Origin of the sequence: Frankia nepalensis, from assembly GCF_016786325.1 — a bacterium.
GTDB lineage: Bacteria > Actinomycetota > Actinomycetes > Frankiales > Frankiaceae > Pseudofrankia > Pseudofrankia nepalensis.
On sequence record NZ_JADWYU010000147.1, the window covers coordinates 26,055 to 44,242 of the forward strand.

Here is an 18,188-nt window from a genome sequence, read left to right on the forward strand (position 1 = left end):
CAGCGCCGCCGCCCACCAGGCCCAGCGCACACCGCGCCGCGCCCGTCTGCGACCGATCCGGCCACACGGCGCCAGACGTGCTTCATGCCTGTGTGACGAGCCGGCGACGAAGCTCGGGACGCAGTGACGGGTCCCCGGTCATGTGGAAGACGCCGGCGATGTCGGTGCCAGGGCGCACCACCTTGTCGATCGCGTCGAGGGTGGCGTCGTCGAGCACGACGTCAACGGCGGCGAGCACGTCGTCGAGCTGCTCAAGGGTCTTGGGACCGATGATCGTCGAGCTGACGGCCGGATGGCGGTCGACGAACGCGAGCGCCAGATGAGTGAGCGAGAGGCCGGCCGCCGCCGCGATCTTCGACAGTTCCTCGACCGCGTCGAACCTGACCTCGGAATCCGGATTGCCGGAGATGGTACGGCCCTGGGCGAACACGCTACCGGCGGCGTACCGCGAGCTGGCCGGCTCGGCCTGGCCGCGCTGGTACTTGCCGGTGAGCCAGCCCCCGGACAGCGGGCTCCACGGGATCACCCCGATGCCGTGCCGCAGGCAGGCCGGCAGCACAGCCTGCTCCACCGACCGCGCGAAGATGGAGTACTGCGGCTGCTCGCTGACGAAGCGTTCGCTGTTGCGACGCTGGGCGGCCCACTGCGCCTCGACGATCCAGTCCGCCGGGAAGGTCGACGAGCCGAGGTATCGCACCTTGCCCTGGTGGACCAGGTCGGTGAGCGCACCGAGAGTTTCCTCGAGATCGGTGTCCCAGTCGTGCCGGTGAACCTGGTACAGGTCGATGTAGTCGGTACCGAGCCGGCGCAGGCTGTCCTCGGCCGCCTTCATGATCCATCGCCGGGACCCGCCGCGCTGGTTGCGGTCCGCGCCCATCGGGTTGAAGCACTTGGTCGCGATGATCACGTCGTCGCGTCGCGTTTTGACCGCCTGGCCGACGATCTGTTCACTCTCGCCACGAGAGTAGATGTCAGCGGTGTCGATGAAGTTGATCCCGGCGTCGAGCGCCCGGCCGATCATGCGTTCGCACTCGTCGTGGTCAGGGTTGCCGATGACCCCGAACATCATCGCGCCCAGGCACTGGCTGCTCACCTCGACGCCGGTTCGACCAAACTTGCGGTACTTCATACACACTCCCCTAGGTCAGCGGGCACGCTATCGCGGCGCGCCCAGCGGCCGCCCCCTCCTCCGTTCCCGCGGGCAGGACGAGCCGCAGCCGGACCCGGTCGGCCGCGGGCAGGGCGTCGGCGAAGCGGCCCAACGCGGCGAGCGCCGCCGCGCGGACCTGCCACCGCGGTCCCGCCAACGGCGTCCCCAGCCGTCGCCATCACGGCGTTGACCAGCCCGGACACCGACGTCGCGGAGCGACCGGGGACGTCGATGACGACCACCGAGCCAGCCGGCGGGCACAACAATTCACGTCCCGTTCGCTGACGTGCCACCGGCGGGCCTTCGCTGGCCGGCGCTGTCGCACCGAGCTGGTCCGGTAGGGCTGGGTCGGACTGGTTGCCTGGCCAGAGCGTCCGCGGGGCGGGGCACAAAAGGATCAAGGAAGAGGACTGGCCGGCAACGCGGTGTTCAGGGATGAGCCGCGAGAACGAACTCCCCGGACAGGACGACCGGTGGTGGGGTAATGGTTCGATTCTCCCCTCCGGCTTGAACCCCACGGCCAGCGCCTCACGAGCTCAATATCAGCACCGCCCTGGGCCACGGAGCCAAACCCGGCGCGAGGATCTTCGGCGCGCAGGACCAACAGTGCCGTAGCTCGTGGCCTCAGGAAACGCCCCGCGGCACGACGGCCCAACGGCCAACCGCCGGACGGCCTTGGTCGAGTCCCGCACAAGGACACGACCCGTGACGGCGAAGAGGCCGCGCTCGCCCGTGGCGGCGCCCGGCCACGCACGTCGAGGTCTTCCCCACGGCCCCGCACGAGCACGTGGCTCGGACGGGGAAGCGCGTAACCACCGTCGCCCCTTCCGAGGCATCATCGCAGTTCAAAGTATATATCGATCTTCCAAGACCAAGGTCATGCAGAATCTTCGAAGGCACCAACCAGATCCAGCGCCTGGTCATCAGCCGCCACCTGGCAAAGGCCTGATCAGACCGCGTTCCCGCTGACCACCAGCACAACCCGGCGAACTCGCCACCGTTCGGGACGCCGGAATCGGCTATAGCCAGGGACATCTCCTCGCTCCGCCCGACAGCCGGCCGGACTTCCTAGGAGCCTGTCGGGCTGGCGGTCGCCGACCTGCAAGGTGAGGTCGCGGGCCTGCCGCGGGACCCGGGCGGCGGTCGGGTGTGCCGTCACTCCAACAGGCCAGACGTGCCGGCGCTCGAGCCCGACGAGAACAGCGCGTACAGCCTGGCCAGCGTCGACATCGCCGGCGAGCACGGCAGGCAGGCGATGGGCGCCGGCCCAGCACCGCCTCATGTCCCGCGGTTGCCTTCCTACGTAGGGTGACCACTTCGGCGCCCTGTCTGACGCTCAGATCTCGCGCGGGTAACTCCCTGTAAGTCCCGCGGAGCCTGTCAGACTGGCCACGTGATGGCATCCTCGTCGACCTCCGCCCGTCGCAGTGGGCGCCCGACAAGCGCGGAGGCGGCACGGCTCGACACGGCTCTCAAGGAGGCAGCCCTGCGGCTGTTTCTGGAGCGAGGATACGAAGCCACCTCGCTGGACGAGATCGCCGCGCTCGCCGGCACGACCAAGCAGTCGCTCTACGCGAGGTTCCGCAGCAAGCAGGAACTGTTCGCCACCGTGCTTAGCTGGGCTACGGAACGGCCCGACTGGCCAATCCCTGAACCGGGAGAAGTCAGCCTTCCCGCAAATCTTGAGGCCGCGCTGCTGGCGGTCGCGGAGTCAGCCGTGCGCAGGGTCCTCGATCCCCGCATGGTCGCCCTCACCCGTTTGGCGATCGCGCAGGCGGATCGGTTCCCCGAGGTCGCTCGCCGGACATACCGTATGTGGCCACGCCAGAAGGCCGTCGCCAATCTGTTGCGTGAGCACGCTGCTTCCGGGACGATTCAGGTGAACGACGCCGACCTGGCTGCTGAACATTTTCTCGGGATGGTGGCGGTAACCCCGGCGCGGATGGCGTCCTTCGGGATCCAGCACAGCCCCGAAGAGCAGCGACGTCGCGTGGAGGACGCCGTCCGGCTGTTCTTGCGAGCCCTGCGGCCCGACTGAGCCGGAAGGCACGTCGCTGCACGCGGACCATCATGGGAATATCTATGGACTCCGACGTGGGAGGGCCGCAGCGAGAGTGCCGCGGTAGCGTCGTGGCGTGACATCGCTTTAACGCCGCGCGAGGAGCCGAATACGCTCCCGTCTTCATTCCGCTCAGCACCGTGAGTGACATTCTCGGTGCGTGCTCTATTTCACGAGGAGGGCAATCCGTGACGCCGGACGCAGTTACCACGGACGAGGTCCTGAAGGACGTCGACCTGCGCGGCAAGGTGATGGCCGTCACCGGAGCGTCGGGTGGCCTCGGGCTCGAGACGGCTCGCGCGCTCGCGGCCCGTGGTGCCGAGGTCGTGCTGCTGGTTCGTGACCCGGCTCGTTGCGGCGAGGCACTCCGTGTGACCGGCCGCTCGGGCCAGTTGATCACGCTCGACCTGGCCACGCTCGAGGGTGTCCGCGCGGGGGCTGCCCGGTTGCTCGAGCGATGGCCGCGCATCGATGTGCTGGTGAACAACGCCGGCGTCATGGCCACTCCGTTGGGCCGCACCGCTCAGGGGTTCGAGCTGCAGCTCGGGACCAACCACCTGGGTCATTTCCTGCTGACCGCGCTGGTCGCCCCCCGACTGGCGGCTGACGGCCGCGTGGTGAACGTCGCCTCGCGCGGCCACCTGGTGTCGGGCATGAACTGGGACGACCCGCACTACCTCGGTCGTCCGTACCGCAAGTGGGAGGCATATGGACAGTCGAAGACCGCGAACATCTTGTTCACGCTCGGCCTGGCACGTCACGGTTACTCGGCGTACGCCGTGCACCCGGGCATGGTCGCCACAGACTTGTACCGTCACCTCGGCGAGGCCGATCAGGCGGCGGTACAGAACCGACCCGCCGGGTCCGAGGCGACGGTGAAGTCAATCGCGCAGGGCGCGGCGACCATCGCCTGGGCCGCCACCGTCGAAGGTGTGGCTTCCGGCAGCTATGTCGCCGACTGCGCGGTCACGATGGCGGCCCCTCACGCGACGGACCCCGAGGCGGTCGAGCGGCTCTGGACGTGGTCGCAGGAACAGGTGCGGGAACGCTTCCCAGTACGACGCATGGAGAGTTGACCGCCTCGCCTGACGCGCCCGCCGCGGTGGCGGCGCGGCGGGTTCAGGCACCGTCGTCCCCCCGGGCGGCCCGCGGGTGGCTCGGGGTGGCGGTGCCGGCGGCATGCGCCCGGCGGCGCCCGCTCGACGCCGACGGCGTCACCGACGACCGGGGCGTTGGGCTCGTCCGAGGAGATCACGCCGGCAGGCTACGTCCGCGCTTGACCCAGAATCAACCTCGTCAGTATGATTAATCTCGTCGCCGCGGCGGAGGAAGTGGACCGCTGCCGTTGGGATGCGCAGGGCCGTTGGGATGCGCAGGAGCGGCTGCCCCGGCAGCGGCCTCCAGCTGAAGGGCGACCGGAGGGTCGTCCGCCACGGCCGGATACCCATCCCCTGTGGGGCTCGCCGGTTCCAGGGACACCAGTAGCTGTCGAAATCGCAGGTCCAACTGGGGACGAGGAAGACGATGTCAGTGACGGATGTGCGGCGTCCGGCCGAACGCCTGGCCGAGATGGCCGAGGCGGACCACGAGCTGCGAGCACTGAGTCCCGATCCGGAGGTCACCGCCGCCGCCCGCCGCCCGGGCCTGTCCTACCAACAGATCATCGCGACGGTGCTTGACGGTTATGCCGGACGTTCCGCGCTGGGCCAGCGGCGGTACGAGGTCGTCCAGGACGACGCAGGACGCGCCCGCCGGGTCCACCAGCCCGGTTTCGACTCGATCACGTATAGCGAGCTTCATCGTCGGATCAAGTACCTCGCCGCGGCGTGGCGAGATGATCCGCGATACCGGGTGGAACCCGGCGATTTCGTCTGCATCCTCGGCTTCGCCAGCGCGGACTACGTCACGGTGGACCTGGCGGTCGCCTACCAGCTCGCGGTGAGCGTGCCCCTGCAGGCCACGCTCGCCACCACCGACCTACGGGGCATCATCGCGGACACCGCGCCGACCGCGGTCGCGGCGGAGATGACCGATCTCCACCTGGCGGCGACGCTCGCCGGCACGCAGGCCTCCATCCACACGATCATCGCGCTCCGTCACGACGCCCGGATCGACGAGGACCGTGAGCGCCTCGCCGCCGCCCGGGACGAGCTCGCGAGCAACGGCTCGCGCGCCCGGCTCGTCACGCTCGACGAACTGATCGCCGCCGGCAGGGACCTACCGGCCTGGGAGCCTCCTCCCCCATCCGCCGCCGGCGCTGACCGGATGGCCCTGCTCATCCACTCCTCAGGCAGCACAGGCACTCCCAAGGGCGTCATCGTCACCGAGCACACGGCGGCGGCGCAGTGGGACCCGGGTGAGCGGCCCGGTCCCGTCGTCCGGGTGGCCCTCGCCCCGCTGAACCACATGGCAGGCCGCCACATGATCTACTCGGCGTTCGCGCACGGCGGCAGGGTGAACATCACCGCCAGGAGCGACCTTTCCACCGTCTTCGAGGACATCCGGCTGACCCGCCCGACCGAGGTCTCGGTCTTCCCGCGAATCCTCGACCTGATCTACCAGCACTTCCTCAGCGAGGTCGTCCGGCGCGTGGCGGAGGGCGCCCACGCCGCCTCGGCGCGCGCCGAGGCGATGCGAGCCGTGCGCACCGAGTTCCTCGGCGACCGGGTGTGCGCGATCGGCGGCGCCGGCGCGCCCGTGACCCCCCAGGTGCGGCAGTTCATCGAGGAGTGCTTTCAGGTGCGCCTCGGCGGCGGCTACGGCTCGACCGAGGCAGGCACCATGGCGGTCATGGGACGTGTCCTGCGTCCCCCGGTCACCGACTACCGGCTGCGCGACGTTCCCGAGCTCGGCTACTTCCGGACGGACAAGCCCTATCCCCGGGGAGAGTTCTGCGTCAAAAGCGAGCGGGCCACACCCGGCTACTTCAAGCGCCCGGAGGCGACCGCCGCCCTGTTCGACGCCGACGGGTACTTGTGCACCGGTGACATCGTCGAGGAACGCGGACCGGACCAGATCGAGTGGATCGGCCGCCGCAACGACGTGCTGAAGCTGGCCCAGAGCGAGTTCGTGGCCGTCGGCGCGCTGGCGACGACGTTCGAGAACGGCAGCGAACTCATCGACCAGATCTTCGTCTACGGCAACTCCGCGCGTTCCTATGTGCTCGCCGTCGTCGTTCCCAATCCAGACGTGATGCGTGACCGGCTCGGCGACAACCCCACGGAGACGTCGGTGCGGGACCTGATCCGGTCCGAGTTGCGCGACATCGCGGCCAAGGAGGGCCTCCGATCGTTCGAGGTGCCGCGCGACTTCATTGTTGAGCATGAACCGTTCACGCACGAGAACGGGCTGCTTTCCAGCGTCCACAAAAGGATGCGTCCCGCCCTCGAGGCCAGGTACCGAGACCGCCTCGAGCAGCTCTACTCCGACCTCGAGCGCCGACAGACCGAGAACCTCGCCGCCCTCAAGGAACTCGACAGCGCCACCAGCGTCCTGGACAAGGTCGTCAGGGCGCTGGAGGTCGCACTGGGCGTGGAGGACATCGATCCGGCGGCATCGCTCGGCTTCATCGATCTCGGCGGGGACTCGCTCGGCGCCGCGGCCTTCTCGACGACGCTAGGGGACATCTTCGGCGTCGAGGTCCCGGTCAACGCGATCCTCAGCCCCACGGGCAACCCTCAGGCCTGGACGCGGCTGATCGAGTCCACTCTCGACCAGTCCAGCGGGCGACTGGCGACCTTCGAGCGCGTCCACGGCACCCGCGGCCGACTCCTGCGTGCCGCGGACCTGGACATCTCCGCCTTCCTCGATGCAGACGTCCTCAGGCAGGCACCGAGCGAACCGCCGCCAGCCACCTCGACCTGTGTGCTGCTCACCGGCGCCACCGGTTTCCTCGGCCGCTTCATGTGTCTCGAGTGGCTCGAACGCCTCGATGCCACCGGCGGAAGGCTCATCTGCCTCGTGCGCGCGACCGACGAGGCCGCCGCCTGGGACCGCCTGGCCGCGGGCTTCGGCACGGATCCGGACCTGCGCCAGAGGTTCGCCGCACTGAGCGAAGGCCGGCTGGAGGTCGTCATCGGCGACGTGGCGGAACCCCGTCTCGGGCTGCCCGCCGCGGCCTTCGACCGTCTCGCGCGCCAGGTCGACCGCATCGTGCACCCGGGCGCGTTGGTCAACCATGTCCTTCCGTACGAGGCTCTGTTCGGCCCGAACGTCGCCGGCACCGCCGAACTCGTCCGGCTAGCGCTGACTCACCGGCAGAAGCGGTTCGACTTCGTCTCCTCGGCCGCGACCACCTACCTCCTCGACCGCGGCGTCTCGCGCGACGAGGACGCTCCGCTTCTCGATGAGATCGATCTGGATCACTACCGCATGGGCTACGGCGCGAGCAAATGGGCCGCGGAGCAGGTCCTGCTCTCCGCGCACCGCGCCGTCGGCCTGCCGGTGAACGTCTTCCGCGGCGACATGATGCTCGCGCACCGGACCTACCACGGCCAGATCAACGTGCCCGATGTCTTCACCCGCCTGCTCACCAGCATCGTGCTCACCGGCCTTGCCCCAGCCTCCTTCTACCCGCTCGGCGACACCGGCGCGCCCGGGTGCGCGCACTACGACGGCCTCCCGGTCGACTTTGTCGCCGCGGCCATCGTGGGAATCAGCGCCCAGTCACACGGCGGCTTCCGCAACTACCACGCCCTGAACCACCACTCGGACGACGGGATCTCACTCGACACGTTCGTCGACTGGATCGTGGACGCAGGCTATCCGGTTGAGCGGGTGCCGGACTACGCCACCTGGTTCGAGCGCTTCGAGACCAAGATCAAGGCCCTGCCGGAGACCCAGCGCCAACACTCGTCCCTCACCGTGCTCGGGACGATGAGCCAGCCCCGGCCCGCGGAGCCGATGGTCGCCACAACGCGGTTCCAGGCCGCGGTCCGCGACCTGCCGGTCGGCCCGGAGATCCCCCACCTGACGCGGGCGTTCATTCACAAATGCCTCGACGACATGACCCGGCTGGGCCTTGTCTCCGCGCCGCCAGGCACGGCCGGCTCCACGCCAAAGCTACCCTGACCACTCAGCTACCTCTACGGTCGTGAGGTCGGAGACCCGGTCCTCGGCGAAGGCGGCACGCGTCCTGGCCCGGTCGAACAGGACCTTCTCGTCCGCGATGACGGCGGCGACCAGCTCGGGGCGCTGACGCGCGTCGCGCTGCTCGTCGGTGAACGCCGCCAGGTCGTCGTACCAGATCTCCGTGACGACGTCGTACTCCGGCTCCAGCGGCTCCCCGCCGGCGACCAGGTCCCCGACGGGCCCCTGGAGAACAAGGTGCGGCCGTCCGCGCGCGACCGTGGTCAGGAGACGTCAGCGACGTCCAGGACGGACATCGGGAGCGTCACGCCCGCGGGCAGCGGGGTGGCGACCTGGGTGAGGACCAGGTCCAGCCGACGGCGCGCGATGCGCCAGGCGCCGCCGTGGAGCACGAGCCGGTCGCGGTAGACGGCCCCGGCGCGCAGGAGGCGATCCGGCTGGCCCTGGAAGGTCCACGCTATCTGGCCGTAGCAGGTGGCCCACACCCCGTCGCCGTCGGATCCCACCAGGTGGTTGGTCATCATGTGCTGGGTCCAGGCGCAGGTGTCGTGGAAGGGAATGAAGAAGTCCAGCCAGCTGTCCATTCCCTGGTACGTCTCGTTCGGGTAGGCCGCGACGACGTCCGGCGTGAACAGGGTCCGGAAATAATCCCAGTCGCGCGTGTCGATGGCCCACGCGTAGCCGTTCTGGAGCTGTGCGGACTCGATGGCGGCCCGGTTCAGGTCGATTCCTGTCATCCGTACTCTCCTGATCGAAATGGATTTCTCTCGAAAAGTCGCTGGCGATACGACTGGCCGTGTTGGCCCCAAGTCGGATCGTACTGCCGCGGCCGCCATCGACCGGCCCGCGCGAGCAGTCGCCGGGCTCCGTGATCAGGACTCCCGCCGCGCCGGCACGCCGACAACGGCCCGACCGAGCGCAGCGCCGCCGTCCCGCCCGTCTCCCAGGCCCGGTACCAGCGACTCACCGTCGTCGAGGTCACCCGCAACTTTCGGGCCTGTGGGGCTCCGAAATTCTGTTTCGGCCTGTGAGCTGGCCCTTCGCGGCACGCTTGATTGCCTGGGGGTGTGGTTAGGCGGCGTTGCGGTACTCGTTGATGAGGCCGCCGAGGATGTTCGTGCGTCGGACGGTGGTCCCCACGGCTGGGGCGGTCGGGGCTGGCGGGTCGGGTGGGCGCTGGCCGAGTACCCGATGAGGTCGGTGGGAGTTGAAGTGCTCGACGTAGCTGCCGAGTACCGACGTCAGGTGTCGTTCGGAGACGATCAGTAGCCTGTCGGTGCATTCGCGGCGGGCGGTGCCGATCCAGCGTTCCGCGATTGCGTTCGCCCGGGGTGCCTGTGGTGGTGCGTACGACCTCGATGCCGGCGCCAGTGAAGGCGGCGTCGAACGAGGCGGTGAACTTCGCGTCGCGGTCGCGAAGGAGGAAACGGAACCGGTGGCCCGACTCCTCGAGGTCCATAAGCAGGTTCCGGGCGGCCTGGGTAACCCAGGCCGCGGTCGGATGCCGCGTGACGCCGAGGACGTGGACATGTCGGGTTGCGTGCTCAACGACGAAGAACACGTAGATCCGTCGAAGGAGGACCGTGTCGACCGTGAAGGAGTCGCAGGCCAGGATGCTGGAGGCCTGGGCGCGTAGGAACGCGCGCCAGGAGGTGTCGGCTCTCCGTGGCGCGGGGTCGACGCCGGCTCGGTGCAGGATCCGCCACACGGTGGCCACTCCCACCCGATGGCCCAGCCCGACGAGTTCTCCGTGGATCCCGCGGTGTTCCCAGGTCGGGTTCTCCCGGGCAGACGTAGGACCAGGTCGCGGATCTCCCGGCGGACCGGTGGCCGCGCGGCGCTCGACCCGGTCCGGACGATAGCGGACTGGGCGGCCGCGACCCGCCGGACCGACGCGCGGTTCGACTCGCCCGAGGTCCGTGCCCGCGTCGAGCGCGGTCCCGAGCATCGGCTCGTGGCCGTGCCGTCCCCGGCCGGTCCCGGCCCGCGGTGACGGCCGGGGGAACCCATGACAGGGCGGTTGTCTACCTCGGTGCGGAGGGCAGGGCGAGCGCGTCCGCGAGTTGGTCGCGTCGCGTCACCCCCAGCTTTCGGTACGCCCGCTGGAGGTGGTTGTCCACCGTGCGTATGGACAGCACCAGCCGGGCGGCTATATCGCGGCTACTCAGACCGCGAGCCGCCAGCGCGCAGATCTCCCGTTCCCGGCGGCTCAGCGGGACAACCGTGGCGAGGCCGAGCATCGAAGGGGTGTGGGCGTGCTCGCACCGCTGCGCGAGCGTCGCGGCCCGCGCGACGAGTGCCGCGCGGCGGCGCGGGTCGCACGGGCACCGCTGCGCGTCCGCGGCGGCCTCCGCCGCGAACAGATACGCCCCGACCGCCTCGAACTCCGTCGCCACCGCGGCGAGCGCCGCCGCGTCACGGCTCGCCGCCGCGCCCGCGTGCCGAGCCGCCGTGGTGACCAGGGCGCTGCCGGCCGTCTCGCTCAGGCGTTGGAGGCGCGCGGCCACGTCCGCCGGCCGGCCCAGGCGCGCGACGTCGTACAGGGCTTCGGCCGCCGCTCGGGGATCACCGTCGGCGTCGTCCGCGTCGGCGGCGGCGAGCAGCGACGCGATCGCGCCCGGGGAGTCCCCACGCAGCGCCAGATGCCAGGCGTGGGCTCGGGCGTTCAGCCCCCGGCCGGCCGGGGCGCCGCCGCGCTCGAGCGCGCGCGACGCCTCGGCCTCGTCACCGAGATAGGCGTGCGCCAGGGCCAGACCGCTGTGCACGAGCTCGACTGCCGCCTCCAGTTCGCCGACGCGCGCGATCACCGCCGCCTCCCGGAACCAGCGGATGGCGCTGACGGGACGCCCGGCGGCGAGGTGGCAGCGTCCGAGCAGGTCGGCGCAGGCGACGTGGGCCGCGCTCGCGCGGGCCTCGGCGGCCAGGCGCGGCCCGTGCAGTCCCGCCGCCACCGCGTCGCCCACCTGGCCGCGATCCAGCAGGTCGGACACTCTCCGGTGCACGTCCCAGACCGCCTCGACAGCCGGGACCGCGACGGCGTTGGGTGGCGTTGACGGTTCGGGCGGCGACATCGCGGCTGTCCGCGCGAGATTCGCCTCCGCCGGAGTCGATCCTCGCGAGCTCGACCAGACGGAGGCGGGCGGCGTAGCCGGCAGGGGCTCGGACCACGCCGAAGGCGCTGGGCGAAGCGACGGCGCGCTGGGCTCCCGGGCGTCGTCCCGGCGCCGGGCGCCGGTCGCGCGCGTGTGCCGAGCGGTCTCGGCGAGGATGCGCTCGACGGCGGCGCGCGGCATGCGGTCCTGGATCGAGCGCGCGAACACCGGGTGCGCGAGCGTCACCGGCCTACGTCGGCCGTCCTGGTGCACCTGGACCAGGCCCCGCCGTTCCAGCGACTCCAGGGCCTCCACCGACCCGGCCGCGCCGAGGGCCGCCATGCTGAGCCGGCCCACGACCGACAGGCGCTCCAGCAGGTCGACCTCCGCGGGGGTGACGGCCGCGAGCGTGCCCTCCACAAGGCCGTGCAGCCGGGGCGTCGGCGCGGGTTCGCCCGTCAGCCGCCACACGCCCTCCTCGACGACGAGGCAGCCGCCACGGAGCGCTCCGAGGACGAGCTCCCGCAGGATCAGGGGGTTTCCCAGGCTCGCCTCCCACAGGACGGCGCAGGTGTCCGCCGTCGCCGGGCCGCCCATGGTCCGCGCCAGCAGGAGGTCGACGTCGGCGCGCTCCAGGGGCGCGAGGTCGATCCACTCCGCCCGATCACCCGACCACAGCCGCTCGAGCAGGTCAGGGACCGGCTCCTCACCCCGCCGCAGCGTCGCCGTCAGGAAGACCTCGCCGGCGGCGACCAGCTCGGAGACGAGGCACACCGAGGCGGAGTCCAGCAGGTTGAAGTCGTCGACGACCAGGATCAGACGCCGCCGTCCGGACACCGCGCGCATCGCCGCCCGGACCTCGGCCATGACGGCCACGACGTCGGGCCCCGGACTGGCGCTCGGCCCGCCGACACCCGCCGCGTCCACGCCTGGAGCCACGGTTGGCGGCGGCCCGTCGCCGGGAGTCGCCGCACCGTGTCGCGCCAGATGGCGCAGCGCCCCGAGCGGGAGGTTCGCCGCCGCGCGGCTCGCGGCCACCCTGAGCACTGGCAGGTTCTCCCGAGCCGCCCACGTCAGGCACTCGTCGGCAAGCCTGGTCTTGCCCACCCCTTCCGCGGCGCTCGCGCAGAACGCCGCCCGGCCAGGATCCCGCACAGTCCGCCGGAACGCCGCGAGTTCCCGGTCGCGCCCTGTGAGCGGCCAGCGCCCGGTCGGCCCGCCCGAGGGCGCGGCTGGCGTTCGGACACCGACTCCTGTGATCGCTACGCCGCCGTGACGCCGAAGCGGCGGCGGAACCCGGTCGTCCGCCGCCGTTCGTGTCGCGGTGGATGACGTCGCCGATGGCCCCGACACCACACTCCTCCTCCTGGGTGCGCCGACGCGAGAGCGGCGCGGCTCGAGGTCCTGGTTCGCCGTGTCCACGTTGACGAGGACGAGCTCGCGGTCGCGGTGCCCGGCGTGCCGCGCCCGGGACGCTTCGTCCGTGTGTCCGGCGCCCCGGCCGCGATGTGTGCCGAATGTAGGCCAGCTGGGCGCGCGCAAGGTATTCGCTGAACTACGTACGCCTCGCCAGTCCGCGTGACGAAACACGCCGCGTCGCGGGCGGCCGCCGACGGGCGGCACTCGGGTCGCGCCGCCCGCCGCGCGAGCCGTGCCACTTCGGCCGCGTTGTGCGCACACGGCACCCGTCAATGCGGTATCAGGGGACCACGGATGCGGAAGCGCCGTGGTCCGCTCGCCGACGCGTTCACGGGGTGTGTCTGGATGCCGCGGGTCCCCGCTCGTGCCTACGACCAGATGCTGCAGTTGGCGGAGGTGGTCTTCGCGGCGCACCAGCCGGAGGACGTCTGGCGGCTCGTCTGCCAGGAGCTTCAGGTTTCGCTGTTCGGGGCCGACGTCGCCGCTGTGATCGAGATAAACATCGCGGCCCGGGCGGGCACGGTGATCGAGATGCTGCCCGATCCGGCCGCGCTGACGATGCCCCGCGGCTCGGCGATGCCCGGCGACCTGGTCGCCGACCATCCCTTCAGCCACCATGTGTTCACCACCGGAACACACCCGACGATGAGGGTGACCGACCTGGTGTCCTCACGGGAGTGGCGGCGCACCGGTGCCCACGCCTGGATGCGGGAGATGATGGGCGCGGCGAACCACCTCAACATCCCGCTGGCCGAGATCCCCGGGCGCGTCTCGACCGGGCTGTCGCTCCTGCGAGCCGATCGGGACTTCAGCGACCAGGACCTCGACGTGGCCAACCGGATCGCGCCGTTGCTCGCGGGTATGAGCCGCCACCTGCATCACCCCGCGCGCGAGCCGCCGAGGAACTGACGATCACGCCACGCGAAGCCGTCGTCCTGGCAGCACTCGCCGAAGGGCTGACCGCCGGCGCGACCGCGCGTCGGCTGGCGATCTCCGAACGGACCGTCGGCAAGCACCTGGAAAGGCTGTACCGCAAGCTCGGGGTGACCGACCGGCTCACGGCCGTCCTGCGCGCCCAGCGACTCGGTCTGCTCCCGCCACCCGCGCCGGGCGGCGGTCTCGTCGCCGCCGACGGCCGCCTCCTCCACCCGGCAGGCAAGGATGTCCCCCCGGCTCCCGGTGGGCAGGCGGACGACGAAGCGCGGCCGGCCGCCGGCGCGCGCGCACCGGCGATGGCGGAGGGGGCCGCGGCCCCGCCAGGCCGCGGCCTGGCCTGCGCGGAGTGCGGTGACCTCGTCCAGGTGGCAGCGACGGGGCGGCGGCGCCAGTACTGCTCGCGCGTATGCCAGCAGAGCGCGTACCGCCGCCGCAGGGCTCCTCCACCAATCGTGGTCGCGACGACGCGCGAACACGGCTCCGACCAGCGGCCCTGGAGCCGCCCACTGGGTGTCGCCGGCTAGACGACGCTGTCCCCGCGAGCGCCGCGGTGGCGGCGGTCGTCTTTGAGTAGCCACTGCTCACGACCGGAGGCTCGGGAACCCGTTGACTGGCGCGGCACGTGCCGGCCGGTCGGGCCGGAGCTGGTTCCAGACGAAGGGCAGCCGATGACCACCCAGGACACCTGGACCGAGCAGCCGCGGCACGACCTGAGCACCTTCAACGCGTTCGGGCCGGACATCGCGGATGCCTACTCCTACTTCGAGCAGGCCCGGCGGACCGAGCCGGTGTTCTTCTCCGCGGCGATGGGATCATGGTGTGTGACCCGCCACGACGACATCAGGGCGGTCACGGCCGATCCGGAGACCTTCTCCTCCGCCGAGCCCGTTCCCCGGCCGACCACCCTGCCACCGGAGGCGCAACGCGCGTCCGACTACCTGTGGGAGAACTCGAGCCTGCTGACGCTCGACCCCCCGCGGCACCGGCCGATCCGGCGCGTCGTGCATGAGGGCATCAGCCCGCGCATGATCTCCGCGCTGGAGCCGGCCATTCGGGAGGTCATCGCCCGGCACGTGGCCGCGCTGCCGGACACGCGGTTCGACCTCGTCGGGCAGTTCGCGGATCCCGCCCTACTCGCGGTCCTCATGCGGGTGGTGGGCTTCCCCGAGCAGATCCGTGACGAGCTGCGGACCTGGCTCCAGGACGCGACCGTGATCCTCGTCGGCCACGCGTTCGTCGACCCCGCGACGCTGTCGCAGGTCGGCGCCCGGCTGATGACGGGCTTCGGGCGCATCGAGGGCATCCTCGCCGAGCGTCGATCCGACCCCCGTGACGATCTCCTGACCTTCATGGCCACCCGCGAGGTGGAGGGGACCCGGCTGACCCCGGGCCAGGCCGCGAACAACGCCCTCGGTCTCGTCCTCGCCGGCTGGGAGACCACGGCGAACGCGCTGGCGAACATCATCCTGGCGTTGCTGCGCGAGCCCGCCCTCTGGTCGGCGGTGGCGCGCCGCGAGGTCGCCCTGGACCGTCTGGTCGCCGAAGGGCTCCGTTACGACAGTCCCACCATGGGCGTCGTCCGCATCGCGACTCGTGCCGTGACACTCGCCGGGGTCGACATCCGCGCGGGCGAGCGGGTCGTCGTGCTCTTCCCGTCGGGCAACCACGACCCCGAGCATGTCCCGTCCCCGGCGGAGTTCCGACTCGACCGTGCCGAGGCGCCGCGTCTGGTCTTCGGCCACGGAATCCACATCTGCGTGGGCGCCCCGCTGGCCAGGCTCATCCTCGGCATCGCCCTCGAGCTGCTCACCGAGCGCTTCCCGAACGCGCGCCTGGAATCCGATGAGCCGCCCGCGTACAAGCCGATCGCGCTGTCCAGGGGCCCGGCCGCGCTCTGGCTCCTCGGCGGGTGACGGCGACCGCCGCGGACCGAACGGGAATGGTGACCCACCGGGGCACGGTGGGCCACCGCTCACACGAATGCGCCACGCCGTCATCACCGGCCCGATCACGTACCTCGGAACGAGCAGCCGATGGAACCGAGCTGGTGGCGATCGCGCCGATTCTCTGGGCCGCCGGCCGCGACGCCTCAGTGGACGCTGAGGCCGTATTCGTCGTACTCCGCCAGCGCCGAGACGACCGGCGCGTACAGGGTGAAGCTCTTCTTGTTTCCGGGCGCGGAGCAGTCGAGGGTCATCGGCCCGTTGGAGATAACGCCGACCGCCTGCTCGACGGCGCCCCCGACGTTCGTCCGCAGCGGCCCCCCGCTGTCACCCGGCTGGCCGCAGATGTTGGTCATGATCTGTCCCTTCCGGAGGCCGCCGGCGATGCTCGCTGAACTGACGTTCACAGCGGTCACCTTGCCCGCACGGACGCCGCTGACACCACCGTGGTGCGCGACCGGCAGGCCGAGCAGGACCTGCATCATCGACGGAACGGGCGGCAGCACGCCGGCCACGTCCACGGCGCCGACGGTGCCCGGTTGCGCCACCGCCGGGTTCGCGTGAGCCATCAGGCCGTAGTCCCGCATGGTGTTCGACTTCACCGGGAGCCCGACGACGGTCGACAACGCCGCGTCGGTGTACGCGGCGGCCCCGGAACTCGGGTCGACGCAGTGCCCCGCGGTCAGGAAGTACTGGTTCCACGAACCGGTCAGGTTGAATCCCAGCGTGCACCGGCCGGCGGCCAGGTAGACGGGGTCGCCGCCGGCGACGTAGTCGACCAGGCGGCTGTCCATGCGCTCGACCGTGATGGCCGCCGCGGCGCTTCCCGCCCGCTCCCGGATTCTCGCGACGTCGCCGTCACCGACCGAGGGGTCGACGACCAGCGTGACGACGGCCCGCGCGTCGTCCACGTACCACACCGTTCCCGGTATTCGGGCGGACTCGATCGCCTCGTTGGCGGCAGCGAGCTCGCCCGGGCTGTGGCCGGCGGCGGCCACTCCGGCATCACCGCCTCCCACCAACGCGGCGGCCGTCAGCGCGGCCGCGGCTGTCAGACGTCGTCCCGCCCAGCTGGCACCCAAGGAACTCACCCCTCGTCGCGGCGTTTCTCGGAAGGTCATTTCGCGCGACCATGTGAGGATTCGCGCGAACTCACATGGGCGGTGGCTACTCGATCCGTTCAGTTCGCGCATGACGGCACGGCTTCCGGGACGGCTCACCGCGCCGGGTGGCCCACGGGCTCTCGGCCGGGCCGGTGCGTGGCCCGGGCGGCGTCTCGCACGAGGGCGGCGCGCTCGTCGTAGCGCCCGCCGCCGGCGGCCAGGCACTCCTCGATCTTCTTGTCGATCCGGTCGAAGAGATCTTCGAAACGCGCGTAGCAGCGGTCCACCGCGCTCCGGCACCGAGCCTCGGCCGACGGGGAGAGCTCGATCGCGTCGAGCATCTCCCGCGTGTCGAGATCCCGCAGCTCGTGGTCCTTCTCGACCTCGGAGTGGTTCGTCGCGAAGTATCGGAGCGCACGTTCGACACCGGCACCCTGAAAGTACGGGACAATCCGCTCCAGAAATATCTCACTGACGGACTCGATGGCGAGTACGACCACGGTGCGCTCGACGTCGTCCTCCGCCAGAATGAGGTCGGAGAGCAGTCCGTAGGTCATCTCGCGGGCGGCCCAGTGCTCCTCGCCGAACAGGATGCGCAGGTCCGGCAACGATCCGTCGATCAGCTCCAGATCACGCAGGAACCAGAGGTCGTGACCGCTGTCCTCACGGACGTGCTGGCGCGCCATGGCCTGGAAACGAGGCTCCGTCATCATCCCGGCGTTCAGTCGCAGCGCGTCCTGGAACCCCATCACCCAGAACGTCAGCAGAGTGGGGAAGGGAAGGATCTCGGACAGGGGCGCCGGTCGTTCCAGGCGAACGAAGAACGGATGGCCACCAAAGCGCCACTGGTGCTCGACAATATAGTCGTGGATCTTCTTCATCTGCTTTCCTCCTCATTTGCCGCACGAGTGGTGAGCGCCTTGCGTCGCGCGCCCGGGGACGGGTAGACGCCGGCCCCAGTCGGCGAGCCGATCAGAGAGGCCGTGCTCGCCGAGAACCGAGAGGCGCGGCCGGTAGTCGTCGATGAACTCCCGGTACAGCGCCGGAAGGTGCTCCGCCACCGCCCGCGCCGCCGGTTCGGGTTCGCAGCCCTCGGTCCGCCACCGAATCGCCGAGGCCACCAGCTCGGCGGCGGGCCGGTTCCCGGCGATGTACCAGTCGGCCGCGGCCTCGTTGCGCCCGACGTGACCCGTCGCCGCCGTGTACAGGAACCGCGCCGGGAAAAGGCAGAACTTGGTCAGGTCCCGGACTCCGCGACGAACCAGCGCGCTCGCGTCGGCGAGTTCCGCCCCCCCCGCCCGGCGCCGGGTTAACCCCCGCGGGGGTGATCTCGGCCGGGTCGTCGACGACCCGCGCGGCGGTACCGAGCCCGGCGTCCTCGACGTCCTCGGCCGGCGC

The 18,188-nt window shown here is 70.9% G+C and carries 17 protein-coding genes and 1 pseudogene; 9 read left to right on the top strand and 9 right to left on the bottom strand.

All coding sequences use genetic code 11. The features are described from left to right. Window positions 1–82: 82 nt before the first annotated feature. Together I6A81_RS22975 and I6A81_RS22980 are read right to left on the bottom strand one after the other, a co-directional pair. A complete protein-coding gene (locus I6A81_RS22975) occupies window positions 83–1,129 on the bottom strand; it encodes an aldo/keto reductase (protein ID WP_203006173.1) in 1,047 nt (348 codons plus the stop codon). 10 nt (window positions 1,130–1,139) lie between these two features. Further along, window positions 1,140–1,307: a hypothetical protein gene (locus I6A81_RS22980; RefSeq protein ID WP_203006172.1), complete on the bottom strand. Its 168-nt coding sequence runs from the start codon at window positions 1,305–1,307 to the stop codon at window positions 1,140–1,142. Between the two features lie 1,017 nt (window positions 1,308–2,324). Between I6A81_RS22980 and I6A81_RS22985 the strand changes: the two genes are divergently transcribed. From I6A81_RS22985 to car, 4 genes are all read left to right on the top strand, one after another. After that, complete coding sequence (locus I6A81_RS22985; RefSeq protein ID WP_203006171.1) at window positions 2,325–2,462, top strand: hypothetical protein; 138 nt, start codon at window positions 2,325–2,327, stop codon at window positions 2,460–2,462. An 84-nt stretch (window positions 2,463–2,546) separates the two neighbouring features. After that, window positions 2,547–3,188, top strand: a complete 642-nt coding sequence (locus tag I6A81_RS22990; RefSeq protein WP_203006177.1) for a TetR/AcrR family transcriptional regulator — start codon at window positions 2,547–2,549, stop codon at window positions 3,186–3,188. A 209-nt stretch (window positions 3,189–3,397) separates the two neighbouring features. Further along, a complete protein-coding gene (locus I6A81_RS22995; protein ID WP_307874845.1) occupies window positions 3,398–4,285 on the top strand; it encodes an SDR family NAD(P)-dependent oxidoreductase in 888 nt (295 codons plus the stop codon). Window positions 4,286–4,733: 448 nt separating this feature from the next. Next, window positions 4,734–8,279 carry a carboxylic acid reductase gene (car, locus tag I6A81_RS23000; RefSeq protein WP_203006170.1) on the top strand — a complete coding sequence of 1,182 codons (3,546 nt, stop codon included), beginning with the start codon at window positions 4,734–4,736 and terminating at the stop codon, window positions 8,277–8,279. On the opposite strand, the gene I6A81_RS23005 is transcribed toward car, so the two are convergent. From I6A81_RS23005 to I6A81_RS46290, 3 genes are all read right to left on the bottom strand, one after another. Further along, window positions 8,271–8,564: an EthD domain-containing protein gene (locus tag I6A81_RS23005; RefSeq protein WP_307874847.1), complete on the bottom strand. Its 294-nt coding sequence runs from the start codon at window positions 8,562–8,564 to the stop codon at window positions 8,271–8,273. The two genes, car and I6A81_RS23005, sit on opposite strands and share 9 nt — an antisense overlap. Next, window positions 8,561–9,034: a nuclear transport factor 2 family protein gene (locus tag I6A81_RS23010; protein ID WP_203006169.1), complete on the bottom strand. Its 474-nt coding sequence runs from the start codon at window positions 9,032–9,034 to the stop codon at window positions 8,561–8,563. Before I6A81_RS23010 ends, I6A81_RS23005 begins: the two co-directional genes overlap by 4 nt. 334 nt (window positions 9,035–9,368) lie before the next feature. Then, window positions 9,369–9,668: an integrase core domain-containing protein gene (locus tag I6A81_RS46290; RefSeq protein ID WP_407661347.1), complete on the bottom strand. Its 300-nt coding sequence runs from the start codon at window positions 9,666–9,668 to the stop codon at window positions 9,369–9,371. Between I6A81_RS46290 and I6A81_RS46295 the strand changes: the two genes are divergently transcribed. Beyond that, entirely contained in the window at window positions 9,574–9,933 is a 360-nt protein-coding gene (locus tag I6A81_RS46295; protein WP_407661349.1) for a hypothetical protein, read from the top strand. The genes I6A81_RS46290 and I6A81_RS46295 overlap by 95 nt on opposite strands. Before the next feature lie 54 nt (window positions 9,934–9,987). Continuing rightward, window positions 9,988–10,290, top strand: a complete 303-nt coding sequence (locus I6A81_RS46300; RefSeq protein WP_203006179.1) for a hypothetical protein — start codon at window positions 9,988–9,990, stop codon at window positions 10,288–10,290. A 31-nt stretch (window positions 10,291–10,321) separates the two neighbouring features. On the opposite strand, the gene I6A81_RS23025 is transcribed toward I6A81_RS46300, so the two are convergent. Continuing rightward, on the bottom strand, window positions 10,322–13,222 hold the full coding sequence (locus tag I6A81_RS23025) for a LuxR C-terminal-related transcriptional regulator (protein WP_307874846.1): 2,901 nt from the start codon (window positions 13,220–13,222) through the stop codon (window positions 10,322–10,324). Between I6A81_RS23025 and I6A81_RS43775 the strand changes: the two genes are divergently transcribed. The 3 genes from I6A81_RS43775 (at window position 13,103) to I6A81_RS23035 (ending at window position 15,657) form a co-directional block, all read left to right on the top strand. After that, window positions 13,103–13,717, top strand: a complete 615-nt coding sequence (locus tag I6A81_RS43775) for a hypothetical protein (protein ID WP_238441543.1) — start codon at window positions 13,103–13,105, stop codon at window positions 13,715–13,717. The two genes, I6A81_RS23025 and I6A81_RS43775, sit on opposite strands and share 120 nt — an antisense overlap. A gap of 47 nt (window positions 13,718–13,764) precedes the next feature. Next, on the top strand, window positions 13,765–14,268 hold the full coding sequence (locus tag I6A81_RS46305) for a LuxR C-terminal-related transcriptional regulator (RefSeq protein WP_407661348.1): 504 nt from the start codon (window positions 13,765–13,767) through the stop codon (window positions 14,266–14,268). Between the two features lie 144 nt (window positions 14,269–14,412). Next, a complete protein-coding gene (locus tag I6A81_RS23035) occupies window positions 14,413–15,657 on the top strand; it encodes a cytochrome P450 (RefSeq protein ID WP_202999649.1) in 1,245 nt (414 codons plus the stop codon). Between the two features lie 176 nt (window positions 15,658–15,833). On the opposite strand, the gene I6A81_RS23040 is transcribed toward I6A81_RS23035, so the two are convergent. From I6A81_RS23040 to I6A81_RS23050, 3 genes and pseudogenes are all read right to left on the bottom strand, one after another. Beyond that, a complete protein-coding gene (locus tag I6A81_RS23040; RefSeq protein WP_202999650.1) occupies window positions 15,834–16,769 on the bottom strand; it encodes a S1 family peptidase in 936 nt (311 codons plus the stop codon). Between the two features lie 134 nt (window positions 16,770–16,903). Then, window positions 16,904–17,671 carry a hypothetical protein gene (locus tag I6A81_RS23045; RefSeq protein WP_202999651.1) on the bottom strand — a complete coding sequence of 256 codons (768 nt, stop codon included), beginning with the start codon at window positions 17,669–17,671 and terminating at the stop codon, window positions 16,904–16,906. A gap of 12 nt (window positions 17,672–17,683) precedes the next feature. Then, a pseudogene (locus tag I6A81_RS23050) lies at window positions 17,684–18,188 on the bottom strand (hypothetical protein); the annotation flags it as partial.